Source organism: Methanosarcina barkeri MS, assembly GCF_000970025.1.
Taxonomy (GTDB): domain Archaea; phylum Halobacteriota; class Methanosarcinia; order Methanosarcinales; family Methanosarcinaceae; genus Methanosarcina; species Methanosarcina barkeri.
The window spans coordinates 2,514,915-2,537,954 of record NZ_CP009528.1; the positions used below are offsets into that span (position 1 = coordinate 2,514,915).

Sequence of the window (23,040 nt, forward strand, 5' to 3'; positions counted from 1 at the left end):
CTAATTATAACTCGCAGAGGTTCCCCGTAATAATTCTATACGTCCAGAAAAACCTCAAGTATTTACTCACGATAAAACACTATAGTGAGGTATATTTACTCAATTTTGCCGGTCTTACCATTGAAGGCCATCTAAGGTTTTTCTAATATTATCAAGCCAAAAACTGCCATAGATTTGCGACAAATCCCCCAACCTGTCACAAATACATTAACTTAGAGATTTTGCGATTTCATGCTATTGTTTTCAGTTCGTTGCGTAAGCCTTAATCTATTTTGCATTTGGATTTAGAGAATAAAAGCCTTTTTGGTTTAAAGAAAAAAACTATTATTTGAAACTTGATTGTTTATAATCCATTATCTTATAATATTAATTATGACTGTGTTGTGTATATGACCGAAGAAAATAGTTTCAGAATTGATCCTTCGGTGTTGAGTTTTAACCTCTTGGAAACAAAGAAATTGATACTTAAAGAGATCCAGAAAGGAGCTTCTTTGGTTCTTCAGATTGCGACTACTGTTTAAATTTCTGAATGGATAACTTACAAAACCATTTTCGGAATCTCAAAGCAATGGAATATAGTCTACTGGGACAATAGGAGCTGATCCCAAAACTCAAAATTGCTTCTCTGAATCATGTATTTTGAATAATCAATCAAGTTTCTGATCATGAAAACAATCCTGAAAATTCTTGATGATTGAGGACTAAATGGTTTTTGGGATAGGCTCTAGGTATACTATAAAGGATGTGCGAAGAACCGCATAAATTTGATCTAACTTCTCAAGAGGTAAGTTGTAACTAAACAATAACTTGTTCCTTTCCCCATAATTGAAAACAAATTTTAAAGAAGAATCTCTGTTTCCAAAAGTTTGCTTATATATGTACTATGTTCTTCGGTCTGGTTTTGTCGCAAAATAGGATTTAATACATTATCTGCCTAGAAGTATAAGACCGATAATAAAAATTACAAGGCACAGTACTATAAAATATGTAATAACTTTAACTAACTTTTCCATAATCAATTCACCTCTTTAGGGATTATTGTAGTGATATTCACAGATTAACATATAATTGCTTTGAGGATTCGATTTATTGCTTTCGTAAAACTTACCTTAACTTATTATGCTTGAATATGTTTATGCCATTAACCAACACACTGGCACCATATAATCACATATTTAAATATCATAAACACTAAATATACTTAATTATTTTATTTGTTTAATTATAATAATAAACTATTTTGTAAATAAAAAATACCTTGTAATGTTTTGTTTTGACGGCATGAATACTACATAATTTGTGAAGAAGTGTGGTTTACGATATTTAAGTGACTCTCAAGCTCAAGGTTCTATAATTTAAAAAAACAATGTATATATTTTCAAGCATGTGTTCAATTAATAAATATCTTTATCTACTATTTTTTAAATTTAGTAATATTGTTATACTGAGAAATCATTTAATTTTTATGCATTAGATATTTTTTTTAGATTAAAGAGATACTCTCGCTTGTGAGCGGTCATAGTGACATACTAAGTTAGGTTGTCGACGTCAAGGAGAGGAGTCTGAAGGAATTATGACAATAGACCTGGAGCAATTAAAGGCAACAAACTTGAATCCTGTGCTCAGTGCTGCGAGCCTTGAGTTAGCTGATATTCTTGATGTTCCAGCGCTCAAGTCTCTTATGAATGACTTATCTCAACTTACTTACATCACCATATCCATTATTGACCTCAAAGGCAATGTCCTTATGAGCGTTGGATGGCCGGATATATGCACAAGATTCCACAGAGCCCATCCAGAGACCTGCAAGCACTGCATAGAAAGCGATACACAGCTATCACTGGGTGTTGCTCCTGGAGAGTTTAAACTTTATAAGTGTAAGAATAATATGTGGAATTTTGTGACGGGCCTGATCGTGGAAGGACAACATATCGCCAATATATTCTCAGGACATTTCTTTTTTGAAGATGAGACTTTGGACTATGAACTTTTCCGATCCCAGGCTAGAAAATATGGCTTCAATGAAGAGGAATATATAAAGGCGCTCGAAAAAGTTCCACGGTTAAGCAGAGAAACTGTGAACAAAAATATGTCCTTCCTTATGAAACTTGCCAACATGATCTCACAACTAAGTCACAGTAACTTCAAGCTTTCTCAAGCATTGGAGGAACGTGATATCCTTGTGGATGAGCTAAAGAAAAATAAGGAAGATCTCGATCACGCTCAAGCGGTTGGTAATTTAGGAAGCTGGCGTCTGGACGTACGTAAAAAAGAATTAACATGGTCTGATGAAAATTACCGTATCTTTGGTATCCCAAAAGACACTCACTTGACTTATGAAACCTTCTTTTCTAAAGTCCATCCGGATGACAGAAAATATGTCAAGAAAGAATGGATAGCGCAATTAAAGGGTGAACCATATAGTATAGAACATCGGATTATCGTAGACGGTAAGGTTAAGTGGATTCGTAAGAAGGCATATTTTGAATTCGACAAAAATGGAGAGATTATTGGCGGCTTCGGTATAACGCAGGATATAACTAAGCGCAAAAAAGCAGAACAAGATCTTAAAAGAGCGCATGATAGCTTAGAAGCAAAAGTTAAAGAACGTACAGATGAACTTGAAAAGGCTTATGAATCATTGATGGAAGAAAAGAGAAGGCTTTCTGAAGCCCAAAAAATAGCTCATATTGGAAATTGGGATTGGAATCTTGCAACTAATGAAATGTACTGGTCTGATGAGATGTGTCGTATTTTTGGGTGTGTTCCCCAAAAAGTGGTTCATAAGTACAGTGAACTTTTTAACTTTATACATCCCGAAGATCAAAGTTACGTGCATAACACTGTTAAAAGTACTTTACATAGAAAGTTCTTTAGCATTGATCACAGGATTGTCTCATCTGATGGGACAGATCGCGTAGTCCACTCACATGGCGAAGTTGTTTTTGATGAGAACAAAAAACCAATTCTTCTGAGAGGAACTATTCAGGATATTACAGATAGCAAGAAAACAGAAGAGAAGATCAGGACATTAGCCGATGTTGTGGAATCATCAAATGATGCTATTATAACTGAGACCTTAGATGGTATTATTGCAAGCTGGAATAAAGCCGCAGAGCAGATTTATGGTTATTCGGCTGAAGAGATTCTGGGGAAAAATATCTCAATCCTTGAACCAGAGAATCTTAAAGGCGAAATAAAAAAGTTTATTGAAATAGTTAAACAGGGAGAAAAAATCCAGCGTTACAAAACTTTACGGCTAAAAAAAGGTGGTAGACTAATAAATGTGTCAATAACTTATTCTCCAGTTTTTGACGCTTCTGGAAAGCTGAAGGCTGTCTCAGCTATTAGCAGAGACATTACTGAGCAAGTCAATGCGGAAAAACTTCTGGCAAAAGCCGAAGATGCCCGAAAAAAAGAAATCCATCATAGAATTAAAAATAATCTGCAAGTGATCTCTTCCCTTCTTGACTTACAGGCTGAAAAGTTCAGAAACAGAGAACGTGCTGAGAATGAAGAAGTTCTTAACGCTTTCATAGAAAGCCAGGACAGAGTAATGTCAATTGCTCTTATCCACGAAGAGCTGCATGAAGGCAGAGGAAACGATATACTAAACTTCTCTTCGTATATTAAAAGGCTTGTTGAAAATCTGTTCCATACCTATAAACTTGGAAATGTCAACACGAGCCTGAACATTGAACTGGAAGAAAACATTTTCTTCGATATGGATATTGCCGTCCCGTTGGGAATAATCATTAATGAACTTGTTTCAAATTCCCTTAAGTACGCATTTTTAGGCAGAGATAACGGGAAAATTCAAATCAAACTTCACAAAAAATGCTCTATAAAACACGTAAACAACGAACAAGGAAATACAAAAGAAAGTTATAACGGCACTGATTTCGTATTAACAGTCTCGGATAATGGGATTGGTGTTCCTGATGAGTTTAATTTAGAAGACTCCAATTCTCTTGGCTTACAGTTAGTGGAAACCCTGGTAGATCAATTAGAAGGTGAAATTGAGTTAAAAAGAGATTCTGGAACTGAATTCTGTATAAGATTTGCGGTACCAGTACAAAATTGAAAAATAGTAAAATCGAATTTTCACACAATGCTCAGTTTACGAAACTGGATCTTTTGTAAACTTAAGTATCCGAATTTCAATGATTTCTTGAGTTTGGGTCCTGTCGGAATTCATAGCATATAGCGAATATCTAAACATGTAGTAGGATAGGTAAATACCAGCTTTTTTATGTCCGACGCCTTGAGTCCAAGCCGTATTACAGCAGCGAAAATATTGATAGCTTCTTCAGCATTTGGACCCAGGATATAAGCTTCCACTATACGGTCATTTGTTTCATCAATAATTACTTTTGAAGCTGCAAACTCCATTCCTGCTTTTCGGGTTGTGTACCAGTTGCTTCTGTCCTGGTAAATCACTTTATATTTGTCACTGTCTTTAGCATTACTGGTTTCTACTGAAGCCAGGATAGGTATTGCATGAACTACACTTGGAATACCTGTATAATCCACTTCGACACTATTCTCATTAAGGATGTTAGCTGCTGCAACTTCTCCTTGAAGAGCTGCTACAGAAGTAAGTTTCATACCTTCTGATACACAATCTCCACCTGCATAGACTCGAGGGTTTGAGGTCCTCATGTACTTATCAACTACAATAGCTCCCTTTTCAATCTTAATCCCAGCTTTTTCGAGATGAAGCTCCTCTATCTTCGGGACGCGACCTGCTCCATGAATTACCATATCCGCACGGAAGCTCCGGGTTTCTGACTCGATTCCTGATTTAGATCCAGTTCTAACCAGAAAACCATTAGCATCTTTTTCGATCGAGTCTACTGGTTTATTCATAAGAATCTTAATTCCTGCGGCTTCGGTCTCTTTAATAAGCAAATCTACCATGTCAGCATCAGAGTGCCTCAGGAGCCTTTCACTTCTGTGCAGAATTGTAACCTCCGACATGGCTCTTCGTGCAACATGAGCGAACTCCAAGGAGATATGACAGTCTCCGATGAAGATAATTCTTTCAGGGAGCTTTTCGGTCTTCATAAACTCTTCACTTGTGGTAACATACTCTTCTCCGGAAATGTTGAGTTTTCTAAGCTTTGAACCTGTAGCAAGAAAAATATGTTCCCCTTTAAGTTTGTCTTCTCCAACAACTACTGTGTTTTGATTTTCAAAATAAGTTTTCCCGTGGTATGTATTGATTCCCATTTCAACAAAATAGCTCTCAATTCTTCCAGGACATTCTTCAGTAGCTTTCTTCTTGAATTCGAGAAGAGAAGACCAGTTAATCTTTATAGAACGATTTGTCCCCATACCTTTACCTATCAATCGATTGTTTGAATCAATTATCTCGGCGAGATCCGTAAACATTTTTTTAGTATCACAGCCTCTGGGAGGAGATATTCCTCCCTACTCTTTCGAGTCAATAATTGCTGTTTTTAATCCTGAATGTGCCACATTATCTGCAAAAGTTCTGCCCGAGGTTCCAGTTCCAATAATTACAATATTATAGTTCTTTTCCATAATGTCCCCCGTCTTCTATGTTCTCTCTTCTCCTAGTCCACGTGCTTTCCGAAAAAAATAGTAAAAAGCTATCCTCTATGCAAATTTATATTGAATTTATTATATTAAAAGATGGTTAATTAACAAGCTTTCCCGAAACTCAATATTTGATTTATGAATCTCGTATCTGAAACAGTAAATCTCGTATCTGATCTGAAAAGAGATCCTGAAAACTCTAATGATTTAAAATAAAACAGGTTTATAGAATATTCATGACAAAAATAGAGCAAGGAGTGAAAATCAAAGCCCTGTGCGCCCTTGGATTTCCCTGGAAGAAGTAAATACTCTTTTTACCATCTTAACGCGGAAGTCTCCCCCGGGGAAAAGTAAGGTTGTTTATCTAATTTCAGGATAATTACTGGATTGAGCAAGATGTCAGTAGATCAGATTCCAATCGGTAAGTTTTCTTTCATGACTCGTCTCTCGCAAAAAGCACTCAGGCTCTATGACCGGAAAGGGCTGCTTGTTCCGGAAGCAAAGGACCCTTTTACGGGATACAGGTACTATACCGTTTCCCAGCTGGAACAAGGGATGAAAATTAAAACTCTGTGCTTCCTCGGATTTTCACTGGAAGAAATTTCCCTGTTTCTGGATGCGGAAAGCAAAGGAGACTTCGAGTACATAGGAACAGGCTTCAGGAAGAGACTTGCGCAAACTCGACTGGAAATCGGACAGCTGCAAAGGATCGAAGGGATCTTGCAGGGCGCCTGCAAACACAATGGAAAAGTTATGGAGTTATTCAAAATGTCTGTTACAGAACCCGTTATAAAAGAAATACCCGAGATGCGAGTAATAAGCAAGCGTGAAAAAGGAACTTTTGTGGCAACTATTGGAAAACTTATAGGCGAAATCTGCACAAGCGTCGGCAGCCCTGAAAACCAGCGAAACCGTGTAAAAGTTACAGGGCCTGTTATGTTCCTCTGCCACGACGAAGAATACAAAGAAATCGGGGCTGATATCGAGATTGCCATGCCTGTATCTGGCAGGATCTCAGTCGAAGACCCGAAAATGGAAGTGAAAACCCTGCCTGCCATAAGAGCTATCTCAGTGGTCTACCGAGGTCCTTATCCGGGAGTCGAAGCCGGTTACAACCAGATTTTCTCGTATGCAAAGGAGAATAACCTGGAAACCTTGAGCCCTGACAGAGAATTGTATTTCAATAACCCTGAAGAAGTTTCTGAAGAAGAGCTTATGACTGAAATTCAGGTCCCGATAAAGGAGAAGTAATTTATTCCTTGCTCCAGCTCTCTGGAGCAGTTCTTTTTTCCAAAAGGGTACTGTTTTCCAGAAGCATAATTGCATAATTTTATGGCTTATTACCAGAAAAATTTCATGAAAAACTTAATGATATCTTCTGGTGTTATGATAAATATGTATGAAGTTAATTGCGAAACTTGTGGAAGAGAGTTATTCATCAGTAAAATTTTTGAAAATTCATATGCTTATTGGTGTCCTTTTTGTTTTGGTTTAAATCCTTTAGAAATAAACGAAGCAATAAATGTATGTGAAAACTACATAACAGAAACTCGAGAAAACGCACTAGCAGTTGCACGAACCTTTTCCAAAAGTGCTTTGCTCTTTGCAGCTCTTAATTCAAGAGAGATGGAATCAAGAAACATAAGTAAGATGGAAAATAACCACGTCCAAAATATCTTATGGTCTAGTCTTATAATAAGAGATTGCATTAAAGGCAATTATAACAATAGATCGTCAAAACAGTTCACGGCACAAAACCTTTCTGAATTATTTCGATATTATGCATGTATAATTCAATCCGAGAATCTTTTAGTTAAAGTAAAAGAAGGGCACTTTTGTCTTTTTGAAGTGGATTCAACGACAACACTTGACTATGTTCATAAAACCATCGAGACCGAAGGTAAAACGTATGTGGCTTTTCCTACTCAGCAATGGCGGTATTATTTAGAAATGCTAAAAACAATCCAAATGGGTCCTGACGAAACATTTGACCAAATTAAGGATAAAACAAGCACTAAGTAGAGAAATATCTCAAAGAGAAGAAATCCATAGAATTCAAAATAGAACGTGCTGGAAAAAAGGCTAAAGAAAAGTGGAAAAAAAAGCTATTAAATATTGAAAAGTCATTTAGATCAGAATCGTTTGAAATAATTTACAACTCATTTCACAGTGTTTACTATAATAAAGATTTTTTTCTTTTGAAGAGATAGGCAAAAATGCGAAGATTATCGACTTTATTGATTTGATTATCGAAGCAAGCATTCAGGAAATTAAAAGTTTATCCGAAAGATTAGGAGAGGAACAATTTCTTTATGAAATAGAAATTGGCAAATTTAAAAATTTATGTGATTCAAAAGGCTTAGATTTCATTGAAATACGGAGAATTTTAATTTCTTCTGAAGACGATTATAAGGAATTCCCCTTGCTTGTAGAGTACGAAAATAAAATATTAGTTTGTCCTGAAACTCTTCTTTTTATCATAAGTTTAATAAAATTTGGTACAGACAAAGAAAGTTTCAAATCGAATTCGTATTTATTAGGCAACGATTTTGAAAATGACGTTAAAGCAATTTTTGAATCAAACGGTTTTAGTTTGAAACATCCCGTATATAAACACGAACTAGTCAGGCAAAAAATTGAGTTCGAAAAAGAAGGGAAACCAGCTAAGCGGGAAATAGATTTAATACCATATGACGACGAATTATTACTTGTAGTCGAATGTAAGAGAAATTCGTTCAAGCCAGGATATATTTAAATCTTAAAGACAAAAACGAATCTCTGCTAAGAGGTATTAAGGATGAAATTGACAATAAACACATAGATAGAGTGACATACTTCCAAGAAAAACAAAACGAATTCGGCTTTAAAAATCATAGAAAAGTTAAAGGCTTGTTAATAACGTTGATAAAAGAAGATATTGAATCTTATAGAGATATAGACATAGTTCCTCTTTGCGATTTGGAAATGTATTTAAAGTAAAGTTCTTAACTCACTATATGTTTTAATATGTTTCACTTATGGGTGGGTATCAAGGATTATGTAATAATAACCTTATAAGTTGAAAACTAGCATTGGATCAATCCCTATTTCAAAAAGAGATGGGGATGAATTACTTAGTACCCGCGACGAAATAACCTATGCAACTTATAATTAATTGTAACTTTGATTGACGACCGTGATAGTGAAAATCAAAGCGTCCAATTGGAAATCTGCGTAGTTTATTCTGAGACGGGACCTTAGTATTAGAAAGATTAAAAAGATAAGGAAAAAGGGAATAAATCCCTCCTCATAGAATCAAAAGCTTGTAATCTTTACATCAAACTCTTTTTTCTATTTTATCCTAACATTTTTATATTTTGTTTTTTGCAATCCCATTATTTTACCTGTCACAGCATCAAATTTAACCCATAGACCCGTTTTTGGATTAAATGCTTGGAACCGATCTTTTATGGCGCCAACTCTTCCATCGCCTTTATTTGTTGCTATATAAATCCCCCCTTAGTTTAAAAAGATAATAAATAAACTGTATGCATATCATTTAATAGTTTTGGATGTATAGTTGAAAACCTAGAAAGCACTTAGATCGTGGCTTGTGTGCAAATGTTAATATTTATCAAAAACTATTTAAATATATAATTCGGTTTCAAAATTATTTTACATTGTGGTAAATATATTTATGGGGTGGTGTATTATGACAGTTTATTGGAATTGGAAATTAACAAGGGACGGCGCTATACGATTCGGCCTAATGTTAATGGTATTTTCAATTGTCTATCAAAATGTCGCATGGCTAAACTCTAAATTTTTACCACAACTACCTGTTGGTTACATTCTGCTTATTTATTTTGGAATTTTTATTATTCGACATGTGTACCGAGTTTTAAAGTGGTATTCTGTTTGGTTTAAGTATGGCACAAGACAAAAACTCGAAAATTTTATTGTGCATCTTTGTATATATTTTATTGTAATTTCAGTTGCATTATCTGTACCTAATTTGAATATGCCTAGGCTAGCTGCAGCAATAACAGCTACGAATGAAAGTAATAAAATACCAGTGTTTGAATCTGAAGTACCCGATCTAAACTCAATAATTACTGATTCCAAGGACTTTGATCTAATAGAAAAGAATGAAACAAGAATTACATCTTCTACACTCTGGATTAACTATAATACGTATGCTATCGGTGGAGATGGACATATAATCAAATTGAAGCAAAATTCTAGTGCAAAAAACCCAACGTATCAAGAGGTTCTTAACTTCTTACAAACAGATCAGACCGACAAATGCAATTATGTTTTAGATAAATTTGTATGTGCTGATTTTGCAGAGCAAGTTCAAAACAATGCCGAAATCGCGGGCTATAACTGTGCATATGTGGATATCAGTTTTACTGATAATGCTGGTCATGCGTGTAATGCATTTAATACAACAGACCGTGGGTTGATCTTCATTGACTGCACTAACAGTCTTGAGGGTGGTGGACCATATAATGGAGACTGTATTGTTAATATTGTCAAGGGTAGTATATATAAGCCGCAATACCTGTTTAATAGCGGCGGATGGTATAACTTACCAATGGGGACTGTTAAATCTTATACCGTGTACTGGGATTAAATATGTATCAAGGAACTATATTCAGGAGTCAAAGCCGGTTACAATCTGATTTTCTGGTATGCCAGGGAAAATAATCTTGAAACTCTAGGCTCAAGTAGGGAATTGTATTTCAATGTCCCTGCAGAAGTTCCTGAAGAGGAGCTTATGACTGAAATTCAGGTTCCGATAAAGGAAAAATAATCCGTTAAAATCGTCTGTTAATAATCTGTAACAATCTGTTAATAGTCTGTTACTACTCCGGAATTCCGGAGCAATTACTCTTTTTTTCCAGAATGATGACTGTATTATATGCAGGAGGTTCGGGCCGGATTCGCTTATATTCCCTGTAACCGTCTGGCAAATCAAGCAGAAAGTCCCGGTTTAACAGTTTCATTAAGCCTTTTTCGTAGATCCTGTAAGAAATCTTGCAGCCTGTAGGTATTACTTTTAATAAATAATCAAGAATTTTTTTTTAGGTCCGGCCTGTGCAGCTATTATGAAAGCCTTTACCCCGATACCCAGATCTAGAAAATCAATTGGGTTCATAGAAAAATGGCTTCCGTTAATTATGGTGATATCTTTAGAAAGCCCGAGCTTGTCAAGCGTTTCTATTGAAATCTTTGCCCTTTCAGGATTCTGCTCTATCCCTGTGCCTTTTACTGCATGATATTTGAAGAAAACGATAAGCGTCAGGGGAAGAGGCCCGCTTCCGAGGAAAATAACTCTATCCCCGGCTTTTAGTTTGAAACCTTCGAATTCTGCCTGGACCAGCCTGAGGTAATTTTTGTAAAAGGGAAATTCCTCAAGGACATTCAGGGAGATTGGCTCGCAAGAATTTCCTTTGCATATCCGGTTTCCAACCTTACCGTATATAAATTCCTGAATAGGTTCAGGTGAGCGAAAATCGGTTTCAGCTCCTGTTTATTCAGAAGAATAAAAACTAAATCACTTTCCAGGTCCCGGGTAATTAAAGAATCCAGCTTCATGAACAGTTTCTCGGGCCTATCCGAAGAGCAGGATAGGATTTCTTCATCAGAAAGCTCCCGTATGTCCTTATACAAATCGAGTATTTCTTTGAGTACAGCCTCTGAAAGCTCCAGACTTTCATCAATCGCACCAACCATACCAATCCCCAAAGAGTATTATAGTGCGCCTAAATATATTCCTGTTGAGAATTATCAGATCCTGAAACTCAGAAGGTTGAGACTTATATAATACACTGGCAGTAAAAAATTAATAATATAAAAAATATATGAATAAAGTAGAATCCAGACTTCACTCGAAAATCCTTTTTAAATCTTCCATTCCGAGAGAAACCTTAAACTCCTTTAAGCGATAAAACTTCTTGGCCCTGAGATCATCATCTTCAAGTCTGAGATCACTTTCAACAAATCCGGCTTTCTCCAGGCGTTTTAAATGCAGGTTTACTACCTGCCTTGAGAGATTCAGGTCCTTGGCGAGCTCGTACACATACCTCTCCCTTTCAGCCAGCAGGTAAAGCAGTTTAAGCCTTACGGGATGAGAGAGAGCCTCGCCAATATCCACTATTTGCTGAAGTGATTTTGTCATCCAGAATGTCCTCGCATACTTTTGGTTGCACTTGGCCCGGAAGGTCTCCAGAGCCTGCAGCAGACATAAAGCTTTAGATTTCTTCCAGCTTGGATTTTATATCTTCCACTGTTTTTTTGATTTCTTCTATATCTTTTTCCATTTTGATAATTCGTTCATTATCCCTCGGAGCTGTGTACCCGGACCTGTTCAGCAGCACTATCGCCACACCTACTATAAGAAAAATGATTAGGAGATTCAGGAGAAATCCCCAAAAGGAACCAGTTATGCCATATCCCATGCCATTCAAGCTTTCCACCTCGAAAATAACAGATATTCTTGAGATTATCGGTTTTTCTTGTTCTACCGACTTTTTTCTCAGATATTGCTACCATAAATATAAAAGAATATCCGGAAAAAGGTAACTGTAAATATAAAAATCCATTAGAAATTTTTGATAAAAAGGCAATAAATTGACTAATTAACCTGCAACTTGAAGAATTAACCTGTAACTCAAAGAATATCTGTAACTCGAAGAATTAACCTGTAACTCGAAGAATTAACCTGTAACTCGAAGAATTAACCTAAAAAAATAAATAAAAAGGATAGTATTAGGGATGGCTTCAATATTCAATTAATATTGAAGCGCTGTTGCTCTTAGCAGGCATTTGTCCTACAGTAGCCCTGACCTCTGCCGTATCTGTTGCCTGTCTGTGCTCCTGTGCAAAAGGATAATCGGTAAACACTTCACCGCTGAAGGAATCAATTCTTGCCTGCTTGTAAACTCCGTCTTGATCCTGATAGGAAACAATCCACCAGCGACGCATCTGAGAAATGTCCTCTTTGGAAATGTTGCTATCTATTTTTGCCTTTGCGATTTCGAGTGCTTCATCTACAGTCTTAACCTCAAGTTCCGCAGTACTATTTGAGTTGAAATAAGGACAGTCGGAAAAGTTGCCGTAACGTGGGCCAGAATCCATGTTTCTTGCAGCCCACCTGTGCATTGATCCAGAACCATAGTTTGTCCCTGCATTATCCGAAGCAACTGCACTGACTACTGCTGCTCCGGAAACCCCTATAAACAGTATTCCCAGAAGAATTGCTATAATTGCTTTTCTCATTTTTACACCTTCACTCATGTTTTTCTTTGTTTGTAACCTGTAATTAATTGTAAATGCCTGTTACTACACCATATGTAGTGTTTTGGCTACATATGTACTACAGAATAAGGATATATAATTTTTTTCATGTACTGCTTATTTTCACGAAAAGTCAGCGGTACTTTTCATTTATCTACCCTACAAGTGGTGGTATCCAGAAAAGGTTTGCAGCAATGGTTTCAAGGGCTGTAAAAATCTGGATTATCGGGCTAAACCCAGGAGTTATGGTTTTGTGCAGCCCGAAAGGAACAAACATTATGTCAAAAAGCCGAGTATCTCTCTGCGAGTATAAAATGAGAGCGAAATGTAAAAAAATGAATTAATAGATTAAGTACAGTAAAACTCGATATCTAAAGAATGAGAAATAAGAGTAGAAGGTTCTACTCTCTTTGAGCTCCATAGCATATCAATTTAAAATTGGAGATAATAATTTTATTTTGGAAATCCTTTTGAAGAAAAGGGTGCCAAAGTATGTTTAAGGATTCAAAGTATGTTTAAGGATTTTAATAGATTTTGAGATTCTCCTCGAACAAAACTCCAAATGTCTTGCAACAATAATGTAGGCTTCTCCAGTTTAAACTCTCAGGAAGTGAGCTCACCATCACTTAACTTCACAATCCTATCTGCAACGCTGGCCATTTCATGGGCGTGGGTCGCAACGGCAAAACTAACCTTCTGTTCTCTATTTATATATTTCATAAGATCTGTGATTTTTTTCCCGGTAACCGAATCAAGGTTTCCGGTAGGTTCGTCAGCCAGAATAAGCCTGGGGTTATTTGCAAGAGCCCTGGCTATGGATACTCTTTGCTGTTCTCCTCCAGATAACTCAGAAGGCAGGTGATGTATTCTATCTCCAAGTTCAACCATGTTAAGAAGTTCAGTTGCTCTCTGTTTTTGTTGGGAACGGCTAATCCGGTTAAAATGCATTGGATAGCAGACATTTTCAAGGGCGTTCATTGTAGTAGGAGTTACGCAGTTGGCTCCTAGCATATTGTTTTTTCCAAACTTTCAAATATTTGAATTAATTTAACGTGTATTGGGGATTCCTTAAGTATTCTGTCACTGCCACTCTTCTAATTTTCATAGCACTTTCAAACCAGGATATTCCACTTTTGATTCTTTGTAATTCCAGTCTAAGAAAAGCTCTTAATGAGAACATTATATGTGCTCTTTGTGATTCTTCCTTTCTTGCCTGACATTTTTCGACACCACAGAACTGTTTTATTCCCCTATGATATTCCTCAATTTTCCATGACTTCTTTGCCAAATCTTCACGTTTTGCTTCATCCATCTCTTGCACATCTGTAACCCAGTGTTGCGTGTCTCCATTTTTTGAAACTATCCTAAACACCTTTACAAATCCATATGCTTTGAGGTGAACCACACGTCCTTTTGGAGGAATATCTACTGTTTCAAGTGGCACATTTCCCTTGTTGTCAGGATTTACCAAACGATTATTTTTCAATCTTGTAAGGAAATGCCACTCTTTCTGTCTAATGGCTTTAAGGTTTTTCACACTTGCATACCATGTATCAAATAAAACGAATTTGGGATTAAAACCACGTTCTTCGGCCTTGTCAAGCATATCACGGAAATGGTCATTCTTTGTTTTGTCGTCTACATCGATGTTATAAATTCGAAAATCGATAGGTATAACGGTTGTACCGTCAGTCCAAACTAAGGTAACCAGGCCTATTCCCTTTACAGTACGATGATGTTTTCCACTCCACATACGACGAACAAAAGCAATTTCTTCTGCGTATGGTTTATCTAATGTTGAATCATCAACAATTAGGTATCCTCCCTTAAGCTTGACATAACTTTTTACTTCCTCCCATAGTGCTTCCGTGTCTGGAGGTTGCCTTTGAAGGCAACGAGTAAAAGCATCATGAGAAGGAGCATTAGCTATGTCTGGATAACATCTAGCAGCTTCAGTACAGCTAAAAACGTTAGAAGCCGCAATGAGAAAATTAATGTAGTCAATGTCGGTACACTTAGGTGGATTTATGTCCATAACTCCGTACGTTTTTAGAGAAACACTAAGCCATAAGTATATTTATAAAGATATCAAGTTTTCGGCATTTTAACTGCGTAAGTCCTATGTAGGTATCAAATTAAAAGCCTGGAATACAAAACCTATCGTCTGTCTGTGGAGTTGGACAAGATAGGAAGAATTTCTGTAGTCAACTTCGGTACCTTCTATAAAAACACTGCCAGAAGTAGGCTGGTCAAGGCAGCCAATAATGTTAAGTAGTGTTGACTTCCCTGACCCGGAAGCTCCAATAAAGGAAACAAATTCCCCTTCTTTAATTTCCACATTTACATTCTTGAGGGCTTCTACACGCAGTCCGGAGCCAAAAGTATAAAACTTTGATAAGTCTCTGGTTTCAACAATATTCATCTATCATCCCTTTCCTGCAAGAGGTTAGATACCTCTCTTTTCAGAGGATTCAGGCTCTTCAAGATTAAGCACAAGTATCGCATTTGTTGCCAGAAGATAGTCCCCTTCGTCCTGAATGCTAACAAAATTCTCAGTTGGCACCAGATAGTCTCCTACCGGTTTCTCATCCAGAGCAACCTGAACAGTATCATTTGTCTGGTATACATTCTCCCAGCTTTTACCACTTCCAAACAGAAGCTGGATGATATCTCCCAGGACTGGAAGACTACTGGTCTCCTCGTTAAAAAAAAGCTTATTTCTGGCTTCTCTGCCTGAACTGTAGCCCCCTGAAGGCGAGACTGTTATCAACTGTGCATCTGTAATATTATCGGGATTAATATCCCCTTTAAAATAAGTGGTCATTGTTGCTACTTCTGGAGTAATCCCATAATCGGCATACAGCATATCACAGCCTTCATTAATCCAGTATTCGATAGTCGGTGATTTGGGGTCCTCATAGGCGAGAAGAAGCCCGATACCCTGTACGCAAAAGGTACTTCCGTTTTTGTCCGTATTCATCAGTGAAATGGAGTAATTTCCGGGCTTGGAAATTTTTCCACTTAGGTCATATGCATTCATCCCCGAGAAATAATCATATCTTGAAACAAATCCCTTTGTGTCCGTATACATATGCCCCTCAGGCAGAGATTCAATATTTCCTGAGCTTATAATGGAAGCGTTGAATTGCGGATATATGCCTTCAAGATCCTTTTTACTCCAGACCCAGTAAACGTAAGCTTTTGCAACCTTAATAGAACTCCCTGAAGGGGGATTAACACTAAAGTTAACCATATAGCTTTTATTGTATGCAAGCTCACCGCTGTATTTACTATCCCCAAGAGAAAAATCAAGGCCTCCATGGTTCTCGTCATGGATGATAGTCTGAAGGGGTTTGTCTCCGGCGTACGAAGCTGAAGCTGGAAAAGTGAGCAGCAGGAGATTAAGTAAAATTGCGACTGGCTTCAAATTCATTGTTATCATCATCCGACTCAATAATATGGTTATTCTCATCGACTTTCGCTTTAATGGTGTGTTCTCCGCTCAGGGTTTCAACCTGTATATCATTCACGATTGTTTTTTGGCCTGCCAGCTCCGGGATATTCAGTACAGTGACACTTTTTCCATCAAGAGAGATATTTACATCGAAGTTCCGAGCTGAAGCTTCTCCGTTATTAACAATCTTTACCGGGATAGAGTAGGCAGTTTTTTCTGTTGCGTGAGATTCCTCAACACAGCCACTTAAAGCCATTATTAGAAATACCGCAAGTAAAAGTAGTAGAATCGGTTTTTTTCTCCGAGACCCTAATATCGAGAGGAAAGAAAGGCAAATTATCGAAGAAGATGCAGCTTCTGTCTTTGTCTCGATTTTCACAGGGTCCCCAAGGGAAACCGAAAGATCTGGCTTTGACTTGACGTTTACGTTTAATGCGCAAGCATTATTTTCATTATTTGATTCATTTATACTGTTTTTCGGATTCACAGAAAGTTCAAGCAAGTGTTTTCCTTTGACAGCAGGCCATGAAATAGAAGAACTGTACACTCCTGATGCCGTCATCTGTATTGGGATAGTTGAAACCTCATTTCCATCTACCCGAAAACTCACGGTACAATTCTGATCGCAGATTCCTCCAGGATTGTTTATTGTGAAGGAAACTTTAGCAGGCGTTCCATCAACCAGCTCATTTTCTGAGGCATTCATCTCAGGATAGAGATCAGGAAGTACAGATGCGGTATCCTTTGAGGTCAGAATCAGGGCTGCAAGGACAGGATGCAGGTAGTCCTCCCCTTCCTGTTCATCAATTTCCCCGTCCCCGTTCATGTCAATTCCCCTCAAAAAGGCTGCGGAGTTATTGGCCTGTAAATAATCAAGAACATTGAAACTTTCTATATCAAAATATCTGGAAATAGGACCTTCGCCTCCATAGGCATCATTACTGATCTCATCAGCAACGTCCCTAACATTTTCTCCATACTTTTCAGAGAGGTTCTTAGGTGAGGTTCCAAGCATCTTTCCATTGAACTCGAGATAATCAGGCAAGCCTTTTGTTCCGGTAAGGTATACTACCGAAAGATTTGCAGCATCCTTGCTGCTCAAAGCCTGTCCGCAGCTGAAATTGACATTTGTCACGTCATTTGAATTTGCCAGGGTACCGCTCCAGCCTTTACCATGAAGATTTACGTTTCCACTCAAAAGCTGGTAGGAAACTGTAGATGCTTTTTTATTTTCACAGGCCGCAGCAAGTACTGCACCATAGACCCTTCCATCCAGTTTGTTCCCTGGCTCACCCTTGCTCGTAAGGACATTCACCATATTTTTACCGTTTTTCGTGATATTGCTTACATCATAGGAAACCCAGTAAACTCCATGACCTGCGCAGTATACATCTTTGCTTTCGTCATTAACCCCGGCAAGCGGTAGCTGCTCAAGCTTTTGCCCGTTAAACTTGGGTTGTACCCATCCTTCGTAATTTTCCGTACCTCCCCAAACTCCGATATACAGGCGAGCCCAGCGGACAGTACCGTCTGGAACGCTAAAATTTTCGGAGTAGGGAGGAAATGCAAGTCCATGTCCTCCGTCTATGTAAACTTCTCCTTGAAAAGTGCCCTGAGCATCCGGAGTTAAGGGTATACCTTCAAAAGAGTAGCTGGCTCCTGTAGGAGGAATTGAAATGAGCAATGAGAGCAAAAAGACAAACAAGATAATTATTTTTGAAATTTCTGTTTTCATAGCCGTTCACTTTCACAACAGAGTAATCTCAACTTTGAGAGAAGCTAACAAATCTCTGATTTCATTTTGGGTAGATTCCTTTAAGTTTGTAAAATTAATATGTCAAACTTTACGTCATAATTGAATAATTACAAAAACTTAAAGGTTATTAAATATTACTATTTTCTTATATTGTATGAAATATTATAATAAAACGTAATTTAATTATATGTTAACGAATATCTTCGTTCAGAAACAAATTGTAAAAAGATTATATTGCCAATAATAAACAAATCTTATTATAGGAATTTAATCTCATTTAGAATCATTCAAATCAAATTAAAAGTAATAATCAAGTTGCTTGCTATTTAAAGTATCAATATTTCTATTTTCAATTTTTAAGCTTTCATTTTCACTTTGGTATGGATTTTAATATCTAATAATGACAATAATTATTGCTATATTAACATATTAATTAATCATTTTTTAACAAAAATTATATACTCTAACTTATTAGCTATTTACTAAATTATACCCTTTGAAAATTTATTTAATAAATTATATTATTTAAAAATTTACATAATAAGTTACAACATTTTAGTCTACTGAAAAACAAAATTAAACAATATTTCGTCCAAATTAGATATTTCATCCAAATTAGTTAGTGTTAGAGTCTCAAATTTGGCGAAGACGAATGAGAAGGAAGAGCTTGACTCGGGCTTTCCCCAGCATCTTGCAGAATTAGTAGACAAGCAAGACCTATGTGAAACTAGAATAGTAAAGATAGCTGAAAAAGGAACATGGAGATGCGGAATAGTAATAATAGGCAAATTTTGCAGGTGGGAAGATAAAATATGAAGACAAGAAAAGTAGAACAAAAAGGAGATCAAAAGGAGAATTATAATAAGAAACAGAATCGGAAAACAACTAAAAAGCATAATGTAAAGAGTGAACATAAAATAAGGAAAGTAAAACTCAGTAAAGAAATAAATATATTTCACCGTATAGCAAAGATATTTTGCGTGATGGCAGTATTATGCTGTTTACTTACCTTGCCTGCCATGGCTCAGGCCCCCGAAAAAAACGGATACATAGCTGATAAACCCCTTGAAACATATGTCCATGACACAGTTAAGGGTGACCTCTATTATAGTGTAGGGAGCAGTTACTACAGCGGTAAGGTCTATCCCGGAGACGTATATTCTGCAACACATAATGTCGACCTGCCCGAAGGGGCGACAGTAAAATTCGCAAGGCTCTATAATTACTGGACCTGGAGTGCCGAAGGTGTTACGGGCAGGTATCCTGAAATGAAGTTGAGTTTTAACGGGAAAGAGCTTACACCTGATAAAGAATTCAGTGACCGGAAAGGCTGGGGCATCTATGATTATCCCACAGGCACCTGGGCTTATAATGTAACGGATCTTATAAGTGGTTCGGGAACTTATAGCACTGAAATTGGAAACACAGGCCCTGAGGCATCTTTTGTTTGTATTGATGGTGTAGGTTTGCTAATAGTTTATACGGACGCGAACGGAAAAGATATTGAATACTGGATCAACGAAGGAGCTGACGAACTTAATTCCCAGATGGATGAGAACGGTAACCCGCTTTATTATGCGACCCCTAATGAGACAGTATGTGAAATGCTCAAGCCTACCTTGCAGCTTCCTGTCCGCAGTGCAACCCTCTGGACAATCGCTCAATCTGGAAACTGGGAGAATAGCAATCTCTTAGTAAACGATCAAAAGTTTCCCGGAATTACCAATGGAGAACCCTACCCGGACCTTGATACCGACACAAGAGACATCACAGACAGTCTGAAACCTGGAGAAAATTCTATCCTTTTCCAGGATATCGGAGATTATGTAGTACCTTCAGGGGCTTTCTTAGTGATTGAAACAGATCCACAGACAGCACAAGCCTCTGAAGAAACTTCCGGGAAATCAGATGAAACAGGTAAAACTCAGGATACCTCTGGAACCGAAGCAAAGGATACCCCAGGATTTGGATTTGGTTATACCCTTGCTTTGTTAACCGGAGGCAAATTGCTTGCAGGGCATAGATATAAAAAGTTGAAATAAACTGTGCCCCTATTCTTCAGGCATTCTTCGTCAAACAGGTACAGTACCTCCGAAACCCATATAGCTCAGATAAAGCCCACCTGACGTTAAAAGGATTGTATATATCAGAAAGATGTAATCGCTCCTTTTTAATTTGAGTTCGTTTACGTAGGTCCTGTGCCTGTTTGCCCGAAAGCCCCGGGTGTCGGCTGCAATAGCAAGCTTTCTTCCTGCACGGAGTATATTAACTACGAGAGGAACAAGGATATATTTCAGGGCCTTTGCTTTTCTGCGGATGTCTTTAAGCTCAAGCCCTCTTGCTTGCATTGCATTCAGGATTACACTACTCTCTTCGAGCATTGTAGGAGCAAAGCTGACCGCAGAGGAAACCATAAATGCAATTTCGTATGGAATTCCTATTCGATAATTTTTCCCTGCGATCCGAATTTCAAAAAAGCGAACAAATGCATCGATAAGCATTCCGGGATGAGTTGTGGCAATAACAAGCATAGCAGCACTTAGACAAGCCATAACACGGAAAGATTGATACAGGCCATAGATGGCTCCATCTGCATAGAAATAGATCCCTCCTGTAAGAGGTCCTATCAATGGGAAAGAAGATGGAATGAGAGTAAACAACGGTTCTTTGGCCCAATAATAAAAAAAAGCCTGTGATATTGTAAAGCTTAACAGGACACTCCCGAAGATAATAAGCATTGCCTTTATCCTGCTTTTTGAGGGCTTTAATATAAACCAGAAAGGTAAAGTTGATATGAATAATATTGCCAATAAGTCTGGAGTTCCGAAAACAACACTTAGCACCGAAATTCCAAAAAGCCAGAGCAGTTTAACTCTCGGGTCAAGCCTGTGAAGCAGGCTATCTTTTTGTTCATAGCGAAAAAGACTTTTCAAATAAGGACTCTCCATAGAAGTTCGTCATACGAAAATATATTATAATCAAACTATTTCTTACTTTTCATAATAAATTTAAACTTAAATGTGTAACGAAGAGACAGATAATATGGATTCCATGTTGGAGAAAGTTGCAGTTGCCAGGCCAATTGCACATATCAAGCTTGAAAACCTAACATACAGCTACCCCCATTCAGATTCCCAGATACTTTCGGACATAAATCTTGAACTTAAAAAAGGGGAATTTGTGCTCCTTGTGGGTCCCAGCGGGTGTGGAAAAAGTACTCTTGTCCGCTGCCTTAACAGGCTAATTCCAGAAATTTCAGGAGGAAGTTTTTCCGGGCGTGTTCTGCTTCATGGACAAGATCTTAAAAACGAAAAAATTAATAAGTTGGCTCTTGAAGTTGGAATGGTGTTCCAGAACCCCGAAACCCAATTGTTTCGTATGACAGTAGCTGAAGATATTTCTTTTGGGCCTGAAAATTTAGGTTTACCCATAATTGAAGTACTGTCCCGAGTAGAAAAAGCTCTCAAAGCAGTTAGGCTGGAGAAGCTAAGGGATCATTTCATTTTCACACTCTCAGGAGGGGAAAAACAGAGGACTGCAATAGGAGGAAATCTAGCAATGGAGCCTGAGATCCTTGTTCTTGACGAGCCAACATCGGATCTTGATCCTGCAGGCACCCAGAAAGTGCTTGAGCTGCTAAGGAAACTAAACGAAGAAAAGCAGACAACCCTTATCCTTATAGAACACAAACTTGACTCGGTTTTTGAAATTGCAGACCGTATGCTTGTTATGGATAAAGGTAGGTTTATCTTTGATGGAAAACCTTTTGAAATCCTATGCCGCGAAGAAGTAACACTTAAAAAACTCGGGATTCACCCCCCTCAACTCACTGAAATTTTTCACCTGCTGGAAATGGATTATGAAGCTTCAATAGTTCCGTCCTATGAAAATGTTCTGAAGCGACTTGCTGAACTTCTGCAAGTGCCTGCTACCAGGCAACTTGAAAACCATAGATGGCAAAAACCTGAAACTTCCGGTTCTATTTTACCTTCAGAAGAAAACTTACCCTTTGTACGGATAGAGAACCTCTACTACAGGCCTGAAGATGGTTCGGAAATCCTGAAAAACATTAATCTGAATATCAAAAGTGGAGAGTTTCTTGCTCTTCTTGGGCACAACGGAGCTGGAAAGACAACTCTAGCAGGCCACTTGATAGGGTTTTACAGACCCTCTTTTGGAAGAATCCTGCTTAATGGAAAAGACATAGAGAGGTATTCTACAGCTCAGTTATCGAAAAAAGTCGGGTATCTTTTCCAGAATCCAGATTCGCAGATATTTATGGATAGTGTAACTAAAGAAGTCCGTTTTGGACTCGAAAACATGGATATTCCCAAAGACAAAATTGAAAAACTGGTAGACGAATCCCTGGAAACAATGGAACTTTCAGCTTATAAAGATAGGCACCCTCATTCTCTTTCAAGAGGGCAACGACAGCGCTTGGCAGTAGCTTCCATTCTTGCTCTCGAACCGGACCTTCTTGTTCTGGACGAACCGACAACAGGGCAGGACAGAGGGCACATAGCAAAGTTCCTGGACAAGATTAAGGAACTGAATAAACTTGGGAAAACGGTCATTCTCATAACACATGATATGGAACTTGTAGCCGAGTATGCTGAGAGGGTTGTCGTGATGAAGCAGGGAAGAATCCTGCTGGACGGACCAACAGCAAATGTGTTTTCAAATACGGAAAAATTAAATGAAGCTGGAATCATCCCTCCCCTTCTTTCAAGGCTTTGCTTGGACCTTCGAAAACAAGGAATTAATATACCTCCCCTGCTCACGGTTTCCGAATTGAAATGTTTCCTTCAGGAGCATTGCCCCGAGTTTAAGGATTGAAACGTGAAATCAAAGAAAGATCCGCATAAAAAGAAAAAGAAAAAGAAAGATTCACGTAAAAAGAAAAAGAAAGAAAATGTAAATAAAATTGATCAATGGCTCCCCACTCCTTTTTTAGTCCTGATCTTTTTCTCTTTTTCAGTTTAAGGGT

Annotated in this window: 21 protein-coding genes and 1 pseudogene; 10 read left to right on the forward strand and 12 right to left on the reverse strand. The window is 37.7% G+C overall.

From position 1 onward, the window contains the following. Positions 1-389: 389 nt before the first annotated feature. Positions 390-521 carry a hypothetical protein gene (locus MSBRM_RS21755; protein ID WP_268989039.1) on the forward strand — a complete coding sequence of 44 codons (132 nt, stop codon included), beginning with the start codon at positions 390-392 and terminating at the stop codon, positions 519-521. Between the two features lie 1,052 nt (positions 522-1,573). Then, positions 1,574-4,084, forward strand: coding sequence for a PocR ligand-binding domain-containing protein (locus MSBRM_RS10180; RefSeq protein ID WP_080943699.1), 2,511 nt, complete (start codon positions 1,574-1,576; stop codon positions 4,082-4,084). Between the two features lie 110 nt (positions 4,085-4,194). On the opposite strand, the gene MSBRM_RS10185 is transcribed toward MSBRM_RS10180, so the two are convergent. Continuing rightward, complete coding sequence (locus MSBRM_RS10185) at positions 4,195-5,394, reverse strand: dihydrolipoyl dehydrogenase family protein (protein ID WP_230629118.1); 1,200 nt, start codon at positions 5,392-5,394, stop codon at positions 4,195-4,197. 564 nt (positions 5,395-5,958) lie between these two features. On the opposite strand from MSBRM_RS10185, the gene MSBRM_RS10190 reads away from it, so the two are divergent. The 5 genes from MSBRM_RS10190 (at position 5,959) to MSBRM_RS21330 (ending at position 10,357) form a co-directional block, all read left to right on the forward strand. Continuing rightward, positions 5,959-6,813 carry a MerR family transcriptional regulator gene (locus tag MSBRM_RS10190; RefSeq protein ID WP_048117207.1) on the forward strand — a complete coding sequence of 285 codons (855 nt, stop codon included), beginning with the start codon at positions 5,959-5,961 and terminating at the stop codon, positions 6,811-6,813. Between the two features lie 105 nt (positions 6,814-6,918). After that, positions 6,919-7,584 (forward strand): hypothetical protein, encoded by a 666-nt coding sequence (locus MSBRM_RS10195; protein WP_141706337.1) that lies wholly within the window; start codon positions 6,919-6,921, stop codon positions 7,582-7,584. Positions 7,585-7,804: 220 nt separating this feature from the next. Then, a complete protein-coding gene (locus MSBRM_RS10200) occupies positions 7,805-8,317 on the forward strand; it encodes a hypothetical protein (protein ID WP_048117201.1) in 513 nt (170 codons plus the stop codon). A gap of 936 nt (positions 8,318-9,253) precedes the next feature. After that, the gene (locus MSBRM_RS10205) at positions 9,254-10,177 is read left to right on the forward strand and encodes a hypothetical protein (RefSeq protein WP_048117198.1); all 924 of its coding nucleotides are present in this window, start codon (positions 9,254-9,256) and stop codon (positions 10,175-10,177) included. A gap of 6 nt (positions 10,178-10,183) precedes the next feature. Next, positions 10,184-10,357, forward strand: coding sequence for a GyrI-like domain-containing protein (locus tag MSBRM_RS21330; protein WP_255361880.1), 174 nt, complete (start codon positions 10,184-10,186; stop codon positions 10,355-10,357). 52 nt (positions 10,358-10,409) lie between these two features. Here the strand turns inward: MSBRM_RS21330 and MSBRM_RS10210 are convergent. The 10 genes and pseudogenes from MSBRM_RS10210 to MSBRM_RS10250 form a co-directional block, all read right to left on the reverse strand. Then, positions 10,410-11,280: pseudogene (locus MSBRM_RS10210) on the reverse strand (nicotianamine synthase family protein). Between the two features lie 151 nt (positions 11,281-11,431). After that, a complete protein-coding gene (locus tag MSBRM_RS10215; RefSeq protein WP_048117192.1) occupies positions 11,432-11,725 on the reverse strand; it encodes an ArsR/SmtB family transcription factor in 294 nt (97 codons plus the stop codon). A gap of 73 nt (positions 11,726-11,798) precedes the next feature. After that, on the reverse strand, positions 11,799-12,005 hold the full coding sequence (locus MSBRM_RS10220; RefSeq protein ID WP_230669164.1) for a hypothetical protein: 207 nt from the start codon (positions 12,003-12,005) through the stop codon (positions 11,799-11,801). A gap of 322 nt (positions 12,006-12,327) precedes the next feature. Continuing rightward, positions 12,328-12,825 carry a hypothetical protein gene (locus tag MSBRM_RS10225; RefSeq protein ID WP_230668831.1) on the reverse strand — a complete coding sequence of 166 codons (498 nt, stop codon included), beginning with the start codon at positions 12,823-12,825 and terminating at the stop codon, positions 12,328-12,330. Between the two features lie 172 nt (positions 12,826-12,997). Continuing rightward, entirely contained in the window at positions 12,998-13,120 is a 123-nt protein-coding gene (locus MSBRM_RS21760; RefSeq protein ID WP_255361879.1) for a hypothetical protein, read from the reverse strand. 326 nt (positions 13,121-13,446) lie between these two features. Beyond that, positions 13,447-13,854, reverse strand: coding sequence for an ABC transporter ATP-binding protein (locus tag MSBRM_RS10230; protein ID WP_230668833.1), 408 nt, complete (start codon positions 13,852-13,854; stop codon positions 13,447-13,449). 31 nt (positions 13,855-13,885) lie between these two features. After that, entirely contained in the window at positions 13,886-14,878 is a 993-nt protein-coding gene (locus MSBRM_RS10235; protein WP_048155834.1) for an IS701 family transposase, read from the reverse strand. Between the two features lie 84 nt (positions 14,879-14,962). Next, positions 14,963-15,265, reverse strand: coding sequence for an ATP-binding cassette domain-containing protein (locus MSBRM_RS10240; RefSeq protein WP_230668835.1), 303 nt, complete (start codon positions 15,263-15,265; stop codon positions 14,963-14,965). Between the two features lie 24 nt (positions 15,266-15,289). Further along, positions 15,290-16,276, reverse strand: a complete 987-nt coding sequence (locus tag MSBRM_RS10245) for a DUF3344 domain-containing protein (RefSeq protein WP_176722084.1) — start codon at positions 16,274-16,276, stop codon at positions 15,290-15,292. Continuing rightward, positions 16,245-18,032: a CARDB domain-containing protein gene (locus MSBRM_RS10250; protein WP_048117181.1), complete on the reverse strand. Its 1,788-nt coding sequence runs from the start codon at positions 18,030-18,032 to the stop codon at positions 16,245-16,247. Before MSBRM_RS10250 ends, MSBRM_RS10245 begins: the two co-directional genes overlap by 32 nt. A gap of 660 nt (positions 18,033-18,692) precedes the next feature. Here MSBRM_RS10250 and MSBRM_RS20365 point away from each other — a divergent pair. Continuing rightward, complete coding sequence (locus MSBRM_RS20365; RefSeq protein WP_155396450.1) at positions 18,693-18,869, forward strand: hypothetical protein; 177 nt, start codon at positions 18,693-18,695, stop codon at positions 18,867-18,869. Further along, positions 18,866-20,095 (forward strand): DUF3344 domain-containing protein, encoded by a 1,230-nt coding sequence (locus tag MSBRM_RS10255; protein WP_048155596.1) that lies wholly within the window; start codon positions 18,866-18,868, stop codon positions 20,093-20,095. The genes MSBRM_RS20365 and MSBRM_RS10255 overlap by 4 nt, the downstream gene beginning before the upstream one ends. Positions 20,096-20,125: 30 nt before the next feature. Here MSBRM_RS10255 and MSBRM_RS10260 read toward each other — a convergent pair whose 3' ends face one another. Then, complete coding sequence (locus tag MSBRM_RS10260) at positions 20,126-20,986, reverse strand: energy-coupling factor transporter transmembrane component T family protein (RefSeq protein ID WP_048117177.1); 861 nt, start codon at positions 20,984-20,986, stop codon at positions 20,126-20,128. 109 nt (positions 20,987-21,095) lie between these two features. Here MSBRM_RS10260 and MSBRM_RS10265 point away from each other — a divergent pair, with 109 nt between their 5' ends. Next, positions 21,096-22,889 (forward strand): ABC transporter ATP-binding protein, encoded by a 1,794-nt coding sequence (locus tag MSBRM_RS10265; RefSeq protein ID WP_048155598.1) that lies wholly within the window; start codon positions 21,096-21,098, stop codon positions 22,887-22,889. Positions 22,890-23,040: the final 151 nt, after the last annotated feature.

Bases quoted from the DNA above. Each gene is read 5' to 3' on its own strand.
- MSBRM_RS10245 (WP_176722084.1), bottom strand. From the start codon at position 16,276: ATGAATTTGAAGCCAGTCGCAATTTTACTTAATCTCCTGCTGCTCACT.
- MSBRM_RS10205 (WP_048117198.1), top strand. From the start codon at position 9,254: ATGACAGTTTATTGGAATTGGAAATTAACAAGGGACGGCGCTATACGA.
- MSBRM_RS10265 (WP_048155598.1), top strand. From the start codon at position 21,096: ATGGATTCCATGTTGGAGAAAGTTGCAGTTGCCAGGCCAATTGCACAT.
- MSBRM_RS10195 (WP_141706337.1), top strand. From the start codon at position 6,919: ATGAAAAACTTAATGATATCTTCTGGTGTTATGATAAATATGTATGAA.
- MSBRM_RS10185 (WP_230629118.1), bottom strand. From the start codon at position 5,394: ATGTTTACGGATCTCGCCGAGATAATTGATTCAAACAATCGATTGATA.
- MSBRM_RS10190 (WP_048117207.1), top strand. From the start codon at position 5,959: ATGTCAGTAGATCAGATTCCAATCGGTAAGTTTTCTTTCATGACTCGT.
- MSBRM_RS21760 (WP_255361879.1), bottom strand. From the start codon at position 13,120: ATGTTTGTTCCTTTCGGGCTGCACAAAACCATAACTCCTGGGTTTAGC.
- MSBRM_RS10235 (WP_048155834.1), bottom strand. From the start codon at position 14,878: ATGGACATAAATCCACCTAAGTGTACCGACATTGACTACATTAATTTT.
- MSBRM_RS10240 (WP_230668835.1), bottom strand. From the start codon at position 15,265: ATGAATATTGTTGAAACCAGAGACTTATCAAAGTTTTATACTTTTGGC.
- MSBRM_RS10250 (WP_048117181.1), bottom strand. From the start codon at position 18,032: ATGAAAACAGAAATTTCAAAAATAATTATCTTGTTTGTCTTTTTGCTC.
- MSBRM_RS10215 (WP_048117192.1), bottom strand. From the start codon at position 11,725: ATGACAAAATCACTTCAGCAAATAGTGGATATTGGCGAGGCTCTCTCT.
- MSBRM_RS10180 (WP_080943699.1), top strand. From the start codon at position 1,574: ATGACAATAGACCTGGAGCAATTAAAGGCAACAAACTTGAATCCTGTG.
- MSBRM_RS21755 (WP_268989039.1), top strand. From the start codon at position 390: ATGACCGAAGAAAATAGTTTCAGAATTGATCCTTCGGTGTTGAGTTTT.
- MSBRM_RS10220 (WP_230669164.1), bottom strand. From the start codon at position 12,005: ATGGGATATGGCATAACTGGTTCCTTTTGGGGATTTCTCCTGAATCTC.
- MSBRM_RS10255 (WP_048155596.1), top strand. From the start codon at position 18,866: ATGAAGACAAGAAAAGTAGAACAAAAAGGAGATCAAAAGGAGAATTAT.
- MSBRM_RS10225 (WP_230668831.1), bottom strand. From the start codon at position 12,825: ATGAGAAAAGCAATTATAGCAATTCTTCTGGGAATACTGTTTATAGGG.
- MSBRM_RS10230 (WP_230668833.1), bottom strand. From the start codon at position 13,854: ATGCTAGGAGCCAACTGCGTAACTCCTACTACAATGAACGCCCTTGAA.